Source organism: Pseudomonas tehranensis, from assembly GCF_014268615.1.
In the GTDB taxonomy this organism is placed as follows: Bacteria; Pseudomonadota; Gammaproteobacteria; order Pseudomonadales; family Pseudomonadaceae; genus Aquipseudomonas; species Aquipseudomonas tehranensis.
The window spans coordinates 1-10,839 of sequence record NZ_JABWQV010000168.1 but is presented as its reverse complement, the minus strand read 5'-3'; the positions used below and the strand labels follow the sequence as shown (position 1 = coordinate 10,839).

General features: G+C 59.6%; 10 protein-coding genes. 8 read left to right on the top strand and 2 right to left on the bottom strand.

What is annotated here, in order from left to right; genetic code table 11:
* Positions 1-45 precede the first annotated feature (45 nt).
* The gene (metK, locus tag HU811_RS19790; RefSeq protein WP_047230414.1) at positions 46-1,236 is read right to left on the bottom strand and encodes a methionine adenosyltransferase; all 1,191 of its coding nucleotides are present in this window, start codon (positions 1,234-1,236) and stop codon (positions 46-48) included.
* Between the two features lie 19 nt (positions 1,237-1,255).
* Complete coding sequence (locus HU811_RS19785; protein ID WP_092401593.1) at positions 1,256-2,251, bottom strand: ArsR/SmtB family transcription factor; 996 nt, start codon at positions 2,249-2,251, stop codon at positions 1,256-1,258.
* Between the two features lie 257 nt (positions 2,252-2,508).
* On the opposite strand from HU811_RS19785, the gene tkt reads away from it, so the two are divergent.
* The 8 genes from tkt (at position 2,509) to HU811_RS19745 (ending at position 10,556) form a co-directional block, all read left to right on the top strand.
* Entirely contained in the window at positions 2,509-4,506 is a 1,998-nt protein-coding gene (tkt, locus tag HU811_RS19780) for a transketolase (protein ID WP_092401596.1), read from the top strand.
* A 164-nt stretch (positions 4,507-4,670) separates the two neighbouring features.
* Positions 4,671-5,756, top strand: a complete 1,086-nt coding sequence (gene epd / locus HU811_RS19775) for an erythrose-4-phosphate dehydrogenase (protein WP_186657613.1) — start codon at positions 4,671-4,673, stop codon at positions 5,754-5,756.
* A 24-nt stretch (positions 5,757-5,780) separates the two neighbouring features.
* Positions 5,781-6,944: a phosphoglycerate kinase gene (locus tag HU811_RS19770; protein ID WP_092401602.1), complete on the top strand. Its 1,164-nt coding sequence runs from the start codon at positions 5,781-5,783 to the stop codon at positions 6,942-6,944.
* A gap of 31 nt (positions 6,945-6,975) precedes the next feature.
* Positions 6,976-7,200, top strand: coding sequence for a hypothetical protein (locus HU811_RS19765; RefSeq protein ID WP_092401605.1), 225 nt, complete (start codon positions 6,976-6,978; stop codon positions 7,198-7,200).
* Between the two features lie 57 nt (positions 7,201-7,257).
* Entirely contained in the window at positions 7,258-7,593 is a 336-nt protein-coding gene (locus HU811_RS19760) for an MliC family protein (RefSeq protein ID WP_047230408.1), read from the top strand.
* A gap of 244 nt (positions 7,594-7,837) precedes the next feature.
* Positions 7,838-8,902, top strand: a complete 1,065-nt coding sequence (gene fba, locus HU811_RS19755) for a class II fructose-bisphosphate aldolase (RefSeq protein ID WP_003177554.1) — start codon at positions 7,838-7,840, stop codon at positions 8,900-8,902.
* Between the two features lie 150 nt (positions 8,903-9,052).
* Positions 9,053-9,304, top strand: a complete 252-nt coding sequence (locus HU811_RS19750; RefSeq protein WP_186657611.1) for a helix-turn-helix transcriptional regulator — start codon at positions 9,053-9,055, stop codon at positions 9,302-9,304.
* Complete coding sequence (locus HU811_RS19745) at positions 9,297-10,556, top strand: type II toxin-antitoxin system HipA family toxin (protein WP_186657609.1); 1,260 nt, start codon at positions 9,297-9,299, stop codon at positions 10,554-10,556. The genes HU811_RS19750 and HU811_RS19745 overlap by 8 nt, the downstream gene beginning before the upstream one ends.
* The last annotated feature ends 283 nt before the right edge of the window (positions 10,557-10,839 follow it).

Genomic DNA, 10,839 nt, shown 5'->3' with positions numbered 1-10,839 from the left:
GCCCCTGGCGACTGGGTCGCCAGGGGCTTTTCGTACCAGCGGGTCTTACAGGCCGGCAGCGGCGCGCAGGGCGTCGGCGCGGTCGGTTTTTTCCCAGGTGAAGGTGGTGAAGGTGTCGTCACCGACCGTCTTGGTTTGCGGCGTGCGACCGAAGTGGCCGTAGGCAGCAGTGTCCTGGTACATCGGGTGCAGCAGGTCGAGCATGGTGGTGATAGCGTACGGACGCAGGTCGAACACTTCACGAACCAGCTTGATGATCTTGTCATCGCCGATCTTGCCGGTGCCGAAGGTGTTCAGCGAGATCGAGGTAGGCTGAGCAACGCCGATGGCGTAGGAAACCTGGATCTCGCAGCGCTCGGCCAGGCCGGCGGCGACGATGTTCTTGGCCACATAACGACCGGCATAGGCCGCCGAACGGTCGACCTTCGATGGATCCTTGCCGGAGAACGCGCCACCGCCGTGACGGGCCATGCCGCCGTAGCTGTCGACGATGATCTTGCGACCGGTCAGGCCACAGTCACCTACCGGGCCACCGATGATGAACTGGCCGGTCGGGTTGATGTGGAACTGGGTGTCCTTGGACAGCAACTCGGCAGGCAGTACGTGCTTGACGATCAGCTCCATCACGCCTTCGCGCAGGTCTTTGTAGGACACTTCCGGGTTGTGCTGGGTCGACAGTACGACGGCATCGATACCGACAACCTTGCCGCCTTCGTAACGGCAAGTCACCTGGGACTTGGCATCCGGGCGCAGCCAAGGCAGCAGGCCGGATTTACGGGCTTCAGCCTGGCGTTGAACCAACTGGTGCGAGAAAGTGATCGGTGCTGGCATCAGCACGTCGGTCTCGTTGCTGGCGTAGCCGAACATCAGACCCTGGTCGCCGGCACCCTGGTCTTCAGGCTTGGCGCGGTCAACACCCTGGTTGATGTCGGGGGACTGCTTGCCGATGATGTTCATCACGCCGCAGGTCGCGCCATCGAAGCCGACGTCGGAGCTGTTGTAGCCAATGCCCAGGATGACGTCACGGACGATCTGTTCCAGGTCGACCCAGGCTGAAGTGGTGACTTCGCCAGCGATGATCGCCACGCCCGTTTTCACCAGAGTTTCGCACGCCACGCGGGCGAACTTGTCTTCAGCAATGATGGCGTCCAGCACCGCATCAGAAATCTGGTCGGCGATTTTGTCCGGATGCCCTTCAGACACGGACTCGGAGGTGAAAAGGGAGTATTCGCTCATCTCGATGTTTTCCTACAAGTTACCGATGGTGAGTGTCGCCAGCCGGTCGCTGAAAATGGCGGACCTGGATCTGGAAACCATTACGTAAGCCCACATAGAGGCTTTCCCCGGGCACGAGGCCCGCAGCGGTGGCCCAACGGGCCAGATCGTCCTGTTCAAACCCCAGCCAGAGATCACCGCAGGCCTCCTTGGCCCAACTCTGGTTGTGGCTGCATAACTCTGTCACTAACAGGCTACCGCCCGGTTGCAGCAAATCGGCCATGTGCTTGAGCGCATCGGCCGGCGCGGCGAAATGGTGAAGCACCATGTTCAATACAACGCAATCGGCCTGCAGGCTCACACCATTCAAGGCATCGGCCAGTTGCAGGCTGACATTAGCCAGTGTTTCACGTTCGCATACCTGGCGTGCCAGCTCGAGCATGGCCGGGCTGTTGTCCAGCGCCGTCACTTGGCTGAAACGCCGCGCCAGCTCCGGCAGAAACGCACCGTCGCCAGGGCCGACTTCAATGGCCGTGGCGGTGGGCTCGAAGCCCAGTTTGTCGAGCAGCGCTACGACGCTTTCACGGTACTGCGGCAACCCGGCAATCAGGTCCTGCTGGGCGCGAAACTTCTCGGCCACCCGGGCGAAAAAATCCTGGCTGGCAGCAGCTCGCTGCCCGTGTACCTGGGCGATGCGGGCCTGCACGTCTGTCGGCAGGTCCAGCTCATCCACCTCTTCGAGCAACGCGGCATGCAGCTTGCCGCCCAGCAGATCGGTATGGGGCAGGGCGCGGCGGTAAAAAATCGCATTGCCTTCACGACGGGTCGCCACCAGGTCGGCCTGGGCCAGGACCTTGAGGTGGTGGCTCATGCCGGATTGACCGATGCCGAAGATCTGCGCCAGTTCCAATACGCCGAACGAATCGTTGGCCAAGGCGCGCAATACATTGAGCCGCAGCGGATCGCCGCCGGCCTTGCAAAGGGCCGCCAGCTCATCGCAATCATCATGGCGAATGGAAGGCACGCGTAAATTCATAGGGCGGCAGTCTAGTGAGGGGTATGGATCACCGCAAGGTCAATATCAAAAAGTTTTGATATTGCTCGATAAATGGCACTTGCCGAGGTGTGCTTGACTCTACAACCCATCAGCGGAAAGGTTTCACCTGGCGAATGCGACTTTATCCACCGGAAAAAAGCCCCTGGATGACTATCTGTCATTGCCCCGGGGCGGGTGGGTGAGGGAAAATGCTCGCCTTTTTTCGGTTCCACCATTCAAAACCCAGGAGATCAGCGATGCCCAGCCGTCGTGAGCGTGCCAATGCCATCCGTGCACTCAGCATGGATGCCGTGCAAAAAGCCAACAGCGGCCATCCCGGTGCCCCTATGGGTATGGCGGATATCGCCGAGGTGCTTTGGCGCGACTACCTCAAGCACAGCCCGAGCAACCCGTCGTTTGCCGACCGTGACCGCTTCGTGCTGTCCAACGGCCACGGCTCGATGTTGATCTATTCGTTGCTGCACCTGACCGGTTATGACCTGTCGATCGATGACCTGAAGAATTTCCGCCAGTTGCATAGCCGCACCCCGGGCCACCCGGAATATGGCTATACCCCCGGCGTGGAAACCACCACCGGCCCACTGGGCCAGGGTCTGGCCAACGCCGTGGGCTTTGCCTTGGCGGAAAAAGTCCTGGCAGCGCAGTTCAATCGCCCCGGCCACAACGTTGTCGATCACCACACCTACGTGTTCCTGGGTGATGGCTGCATGATGGAAGGTATTTCCCATGAAGTCGCCTCCCTGGCCGGCACCTTGGGCCTGAACAAGCTGATCGCTTTCTACGATGACAACGGCATCTCCATCGACGGCGAAGTCGAAGGCTGGTTCACCGACGACACCCCCAAGCGCTTCGAAGCCTACAACTGGCTGGTCATCCGCAATGTCGACGGCCATGACCCGGAAGAGATCAAGACCGCCATCGAGACGGCGCGCAAGAGCGCCCAGCCGACCCTGATCTGCTGCAAGACCACCATCGGTTTCGGTTCGCCCAACAAACAAGGCAAGGAAGACTGTCACGGCGCGCCACTGGGTGCCGAGGAAATCGCCCTGACCCGCGCTGCGTTGAAGTGGGAACATGGTCCGTTCGAAATCCCGGCAGACATTTATGCCGAGTGGGACGCCAAGGAAAAAGGCCGCGCTGCCGAAGCCGAGTGGGACCAGCGCTTTGCCGCCTACTCCGCCGAGTTCCCTGAGCTGGCCAATGAACTGGTCCGTCGCCTCAGCGGCGAGCTGCCTGCCGACTTCGCTGAAAAAGCCTCGGCTTATATCGCTGAAGTCGCCGCCAAAGGCGAAACCATTGCCAGCCGCAAGGCCAGCCAGAACACCCTCAACGCTTTTGGCCCTCTGCTGCCGGAGCTGCTCGGCGGTTCGGCCGACCTGGCCGGTTCCAACCTGACCTTGTGGAAGGGCTGCAAAGGCGTCAGCGCCGAAGATGCCAGCGGCAACTACATGTATTACGGCGTTCGCGAGTTCGGCATGAGCGCGATCATGAACGGCGTGGCTCTGCACGGCGGCCTGGTGCCTTACGGCGCTACCTTCCTGATGTTCATGGAATACGCCCGCAACGCAGTGCGCATGTCGGCCCTGATGAAGAAGCGCGTGCTGTATGTGTTCACCCACGACTCCATCGGCCTGGGCGAAGACGGCCCGACTCACCAGCCGATCGAGCAACTGGCAAGCCTGCGCTGCACGCCGAACCTGGACACCTGGCGCCCATGTGACGCCGTGGAATCGGCAGTGGCCTGGAAATACGCCATCGAGCGTAACGACGGTCCATCGGCGCTGATCTTCTCCCGCCAGAACCTGCAGCACCAGAACCGCGATGCCGACCAGATCGGCGACATCACCCGCGGCGGCTATGTGCTCAAGGACTGCATTGGCGAACCTGAGTTGATCCTGATCGCCACCGGCTCCGAAGTCGGCCTGGCCGTTCAGGCCTACGACAAACTGACTGCCCAGGGCCGCAACGTACGCGTGGTGTCCATGCCGTGCACCAGCGTGTTCGACGCCCAGGACGCCGGCTACAAGCAAGCGGTATTGCCGTTGCAAGTCAGCGCCCGGATCGCCATCGAAGCCGCTCACGCCGACTACTGGTACAAGTACGTGGGCCTGGAAGGTCGCGTGATCGGCATGACCACCTACGGCGAATCGGCGCCTGCGCCGGCGTTGTTCGAGGAGTTCGGCTTTACCCTGGAAAACATCCTGGGTCAGGCTGAAGAGTTGTTGGAAGACTAAGTCCAGGAATGTATCGCCTGTTCTGACGCTATCGCGGGCAAGCCTTGCTCCCACAGGATGTGTACTCCCACAGGGAAATGCATCCTGTGGGAGCAAGGCTTGCCCGCGATGACAATGGAATGTGCAGCGCCTTATTCATGGATTCACCCAAGTCAGAGAACCCCATGCCCCAACCGCGTCCCTACAAAGTTGCACTCAACGGCTACGGCCGGATTGGTCGTTGCGTCTTGCGTGCGTTGTTCGAGCGAGGGGCCAAGGCCGGGTTCGAGATTGTGGCGATCAACGATCTGGCCGACATGGCCAGCATTGAATACCTGACACGCTTTGACTCCACCCACGGCCGTTTTCCGGGCGAGGTGCGGGTCGAGGGCGATTGTCTGCACATTAATGGCGATTGCGTGAAAGTCCTGCGCAGTGCCACCCCCGAAGGTATCGATTGGGCGTCCTTGGGTGTCGACCTGGTGCTTGAATGCTCCGGCGCCTACAACACCCGTGAAGATGGCCAGCGTTTCATCGCGGCCGGCGCGCCGCGGGTGTTGTTCTCCCAGCCGATGGCCAGCGAAGCGGATGTGGACGCCACGATCGTCTACGGCGTAAACCAGGACTGCCTGGCCGGCGATGAGCTGTTGGTGTCCAACGCGTCCTGCACCACCAACTGCGGCGTGCCGCTGTTGCGCCTGCTGGACCAGGCCATTGGCCTGGAGTACGTGTCGATCACCACCATCCACTCGGCGATGAACGATCAACCTGTGATCGACGCCTATCACCATGAAGACCTGCGTCGGACCCGTTCGGCGTTCCAGTCGGTGATTCCGGTGTCCACTGGTCTGGCGCGTGGCATTGAGCGGCTGCTGCCGGAACTTGCGGGGCGAATTCAGGCCAAAGCCGTGCGGGTGCCGACCGTCAACGTGTCCTGCCTCGACATTACGATGCAGACCGTGAGCGATACCGACGCCACCGAGGTCAACCGGATTCTGCGCGAAGCCGCCACCAGCGGCCCGCTCAAAGGCCTGCTGGCCTACACCGAGTTGCCTCACGCCAGTTGTGATTTTAATCATGACCCCCATTCGGCCATTGTCGATGCCAGCCAGACCCGGGTTTCCGGGCCGCGGCTCGTGAACATCCTGGCCTGGTTCGACAATGAATGGGGTTTTGCCAACCGAATGCTGGATGTCGCTGAACATTATCTGCAAGCAGCGACTTCGCTTTCTGTTTCTCAGCTCTCTGATTCAAAAAAACCTGCTCACTAAACAGTTACCCAGGAATTGCGACCCATGACCGTGTTGAAGATGTCCGACCTCGATCTGCAAGGTAAGCGCGTACTGATCCGCGAAGACCTCAACGTTCCCGTCAAGGACGGTGTTGTCACCAGCGACGCGCGCATCCTGGCTTCGCTGCCGACCATCAAGCTGGCCCTGGAAAAAGGTGCGGCCGTGATGGTCTGCTCGCATTTGGGTCGTCCGACCGAAGGCGAATACTCAGCCGAAAACAGCCTCAAGCCGGTCGCCGCTTACCTGAGCAAAGCCCTGGGCCGTGACGTACCGCTGGTGGCTGACTACCTGGGCGGTGTGGACGTGAAGGCCGGCGATGTCGTGCTGTTCGAAAACGTGCGCTTCAATAAAGGCGAGAAAAAGAACGCTGACGAACTGGCCAAGCAGTATGCGGCCCTGTGCGACGTGTTTGTGATGGACGCGTTCGGCACCGCTCACCGCGCCGAAGGGTCGACCCATGGCGTGGCGAAGTTCGCCAAAGTGGCCGCTGCTGGCCCGCTGCTGGCCGCCGAACTGGACGCCCTGGGCAAGGCCCTGGGCTCCCCGGCCCAGCCGATGGCCGCCATCGTGGCCGGTTCCAAGGTTTCCACCAAGCTCGATGTGCTCAACAGCCTGAGCCAGGTGTGCAACCAGTTGATCGTCGGCGGCGGCATTGCCAACACTTTCCTTGCTGCGGCCGGTCACCCGGTCGGCAAATCCCTGTACGAGCCGGACCTGCTGGACACCGCCCGGGAAATCGCCGCCAAGGTCAGCGTGCCGTTGCCGGTGGACGTGGTGGTTGCCAAGGAGTTCGCCGAAAGCGCCACCGCCACCGTCAAGCTGATCGCTGACGTGGCCGAAGACGACATGATCCTCGACATTGGCCCGCAAACTGCAGCCAATTTCGCCGAACTGTTGAAATCCTCCAAGACTATCCTGTGGAACGGTCCGGTCGGTGTGTTCGAGTTCGACCAGTTTGGCAACGGCACCAAGGTGCTCGCCCAGGCCATCGCCGAGAGTGACGCTTTCTCCATCGCTGGCGGCGGCGACACCCTGGCAGCCATCGATAAATATGGCGTGGCCGAGCAGATCTCCTACATTTCTACCGGCGGCGGTGCGTTCCTCGAATTCGTCGAAGGCAAAGTACTGCCAGCCGTGGAAGTCCTGGAAAGCCGGGCCAAGGCCTGAGGTTTTGTTGACCAGGCAAAGGAGTGTTGTGATGGTCAAGACGTTGGCGCTTTTGTTGCTGACCGCATCCCTGGCGGCTTGCGGGAGCCACCCGCAAGCCGCACCGGAAGCGATTACTCCCAGCGAGCCGAAAACCGGTTGCTACCAGGCCGAGTGGCAGGCCGAAACCAACCCGGTGCTCAATAAGCGTTCCGGGCCGGACGGCCTGGATAAATACGAGACGCAGGTCCCGGCCAAGGAACATGGTTGCCCTTGACGGGTCTGACTCATTAACTCATGGCTGGCGGCCTGCGCTGTCAGTCGAGGAACACGGATGAAAGGCTTTATTGCCGTTGTGGCGCTGGCAATGCTGGCCGGTTGTGCACAGCTGGATCGGTTTCGTTCGTCCGAGCCTGTAGTAGAGGGCTGGACAACCTGGACCTGTGACAGCCAGGCCAAGGTACTGTGGCGCTATACCGATGACACCCGCAAGGAAGTCGACGTTCGCCTCGGCGGTGCCGAGCAGGTCTATCACCTGAAGGAAGAGCCGGGCGCATCGGGTACGCTGTACAGCGACGACATGCTGGCGTTTCACGTCAAAGGTGAGGAAGGCCTGGTGTACTGGGTCGCCACCAATGACTTGATTGGCCGGGGTTGTAAGGCTGACTGATTCAACAGAGATCCAATGTGGGAGCGAGCCTGCTCGCGATAGCGATGTATTAGGCACCAGTGATGTTGACTGTCAGGCCTTCATCGCGAGCAGGCTCGCTCCCACAGGGTCCTCTACAGTTTCGAGATTTTGCTTCACCGAACACACAGGTCGGACCCACCCCCGACCTGCAATGACTTGAATAGCCGCCGCCGCTCCGGCAGGCTGGCACGATTAACGACCCTCGACCGGGAGAGACACACTAATGGCACTTATCAGCATGCGTCAGATGCTGGACCACGCAGCCGAGTTCGGCTACGGCGTTCCAGCCTTTAACGTCAACAACCTTGAGCAGATGCGCGCCATCATGGAAGCCGCTGACAAGACTGACTCCCCGGTGATCGTCCAGGCCTCGGCCGGCGCCCGCAAATACGCCGGCGCGCCGTTCCTGCGTCACCTGATCCTGGCTGCCATCGAAGAATTCCCGCACATCCCGGTGTGCATGCACCAGGACCACGGCACCAGCCCTGACGTCTGCCAGCGCTCCATCCAGCTGGGCTTCAGCTCGGTCATGATGGACGGCTCCCTGGGCGAAGACGGCAAGACTCCGACTGACTACGAGTACAACGTGCGCGTCACTCAGCAGACCGTCGCCATGGCCCATGCCTGCGGCGTCTCGGTGGAAGGCGAGCTCGGTTGCCTGGGCTCGCTGGAAACCGGCATGGCCGGCGAAGAAGACGGCATCGGCGCCGAGGGCGTGCTGGATCACAGTCAGATGCTGACCGACCCGGAAGAAGCCGCGGACTTCGTCAAGAAGACCCAGGTCGACGCCCTGGCCATCGCCATCGGCACCAGCCACGGCGCCTACAAGTTCACCAAGCCGCCTACTGGCGACGTGCTGGCCATTGACCGCATCAAGGAAATCCACAAGCGCATTCCCAACACTCACCTGGTGATGCACGGTTCTTCCTCTGTTCCGCAAGAGTGGCTGGCGATCATCAACCAGTACGGCGGTGACATCAAAGAAACCTACGGCGTGCCGGTTGAAGAAATCGTTGAAGGCATCAAGTACGGCGTGCGCAAGGTCAACATCGACACCGACCTGCGCCTGGCCTCTACCGGTGCTATGCGTCGTTTGATGGCGACTAATCCGAGTGAGTTTGATCCGCGTAAGTTCTTCGGTGCCACTGTGACTGCGATGCGTGATGTGTGTATTGCTCGTTACGAAGCTTTTGGTACTGCGGGTAATGCTTCCAAGATCAAGCCAATCTCTCTGGAGGCTATGTATCAGCGGTATTTGAAGGGTGAATTGAACGCCAAGGTGAACTAAGGCTCAAGCGTCAAAAAGAACCCGCAGCGATGCGGGTTTTTTTGTGCGTGGAATTGACCTTGGAGATTGGCAGGCACAACGCGCTTGAAATGTCCGCTATAAAGGACATAATTAGATTTTAAAGCTAAAAAGTCCGCTATAGGTGACATCATGCTGATTCTAAACCCTTCAGTTCTTGGCGAGAGGGTGCGTGCACTACGCCGTGCGAAGGGTTATACCCAACAGCAGCTCGCTGAGAAAGCCAACTGCGGCCGCAAAACGATCATCGATCTAGAGGCCGGTGAAAACGTGGCCGTGTACACCCTGTTTCGAGTCGTATCGGCGTTGGGGATGGCGCTGGAAATCGTCGACAAGCGGATTGACCTCAAATCCCTCGCTGATCTGGTAGAGCATGATGAGTAAGGTCAAGCTGCTCAATGTCATGACACCGCAAGGTTATAGCGGCGACTTGTCCAAAGGTTCGCAGTTTTCGTTCGCTTATGCGAGCGCCGAGGCGCCTCGGGAGGTTTCGTTGGTCATGCCCTATGACCCTACGCCTTCAGTCAGCAACGTCCTTCACCCCATCTTTGATATGAACGTGCCCGAGGGGTTTCTGGCCGACCAGATCAAGCGTCGTATGGCCAGACACATGCAGGTCGACGACATGCGGCTGCTATCGGTGATAGGGGGCAATCAGATCGGTCGACTCAGTTACGTCAACCCTGTCGAGGCCTTGACGACTGTGCGGGCTCAGGTCGGGTTGCAGGACATTCTGTCGGCGGATACTTCACAAAGTGTTTTTGACTTCCTTGTTGATACTTATTTTGAGTCTGGTATTTCGGGCGTCCAACCCAAGGTACTGGTGCCTGACTTGGATAAGCTGACGGGCGATCGAAAAACCATGCCCAGCTCCGATCTGATCGTGAAGTCTGGCGCCGAGGAGTATGCCCACCTGGCGCAGAATGAATTCCTGTGTCTGGAAGCAGCTCGTTTGGCCGGGTTGGAAACTCCACCATTCTGGTTGTCGGAAAACGGTGAGTTGTTTGTAATGGAGCGGTTCGACCTGACCCCCTCCGGGCGCCTGGGATTTGAAGACATGGCAGTGCTCCTTGGCTTGTACAAAGACCCCCATGACAACTACAAATATTCCCAAAGTTACGAGACCCTTGCGGCAGTAGTGAATCAGGTATGCCGGCATGCTGAGCCGGTTCGCGAACTGGAGCGCTTTTTTTCTTCGGTGTGCCTCTCGGTCATGGTGCGTAATGGGGATGCCCACCTGAAAAACTTCGGGGTTATTTATACACATCCCGACGCACTGGAAACCGTGCGGTTGGCACCGGTTTTTGATGTCACCACTACAACGGTGTATGAACACTACAACCCCAAGTCTGGCCGCTCGTTGGTGGATCGGACCTTGGCGATCAAGATGAACAAGGTGAAGACTTATCCTGATCGGCAGCAACTGATCGAGTTCGGTCGCAAGCATTGTGGCGTAGATAAACCCGCGCTGATTATTGAGCGAATCGCCGATGCTATGGACCAGGCACTGGCGATCAATGAGCATCGTATCGATGGGGAGCTGCTAAAGGGCATGCGGGCGGAGTGGGATGGCGGAAGGCTTGCCGCTCTTTATGACTCGGTTGCACCTCGATTCAGGCGCAAGCCATTGGCGTGAAGCGAGTATTGTTCGTTATGAAGTGTTCGGGGCACCGCGCGGCTATCCCCGCATCCATGCCGGGATCCCCACTCCACAATGCCTGTGTTCGGCCAGCGTGGTTGACGGGGTCCAGGATGTCACCGATGTGTTCGGTGTCATTGACTGTTTTGTCAGTGGGCTGCGAAACCCGGGCCCGCTGACCAAAGCCAGCAGACGAACCCGAACTATAGAGAAGATTTTCTAGGCCAAAATCCACCTGTAGGACGCACCGGCCCCCTGTGGCGAGGGAGCTTGCTCCCGC

Coding starts and splice junctions, on each gene's coding strand:
- metK (WP_047230414.1), bottom strand. CDS start 1,236: ATGAGCGAATACTCCCTTTTCACCTCCGAGTCCGTGTCTGAAGGGCAT.
- HU811_RS19785 (WP_092401593.1), bottom strand. CDS start 2,251: ATGAATTTACGCGTGCCTTCCATTCGCCATGATGATTGCGATGAGCTG.
- tkt (WP_092401596.1), top strand. CDS start 2,509: ATGCCCAGCCGTCGTGAGCGTGCCAATGCCATCCGTGCACTCAGCATG.
- epd (WP_186657613.1), top strand. CDS start 4,671: ATGCCCCAACCGCGTCCCTACAAAGTTGCACTCAACGGCTACGGCCGG.
- HU811_RS19770 (WP_092401602.1), top strand. CDS start 5,781: ATGACCGTGTTGAAGATGTCCGACCTCGATCTGCAAGGTAAGCGCGTA.
- HU811_RS19765 (WP_092401605.1), top strand. CDS start 6,976: ATGGTCAAGACGTTGGCGCTTTTGTTGCTGACCGCATCCCTGGCGGCT.
- HU811_RS19760 (WP_047230408.1), top strand. CDS start 7,258: ATGAAAGGCTTTATTGCCGTTGTGGCGCTGGCAATGCTGGCCGGTTGT.
- fba (WP_003177554.1), top strand. CDS start 7,838: ATGGCACTTATCAGCATGCGTCAGATGCTGGACCACGCAGCCGAGTTC.
- HU811_RS19750 (WP_186657611.1), top strand. CDS start 9,053: ATGCTGATTCTAAACCCTTCAGTTCTTGGCGAGAGGGTGCGTGCACTA.
- HU811_RS19745 (WP_186657609.1), top strand. CDS start 9,297: ATGAGTAAGGTCAAGCTGCTCAATGTCATGACACCGCAAGGTTATAGC.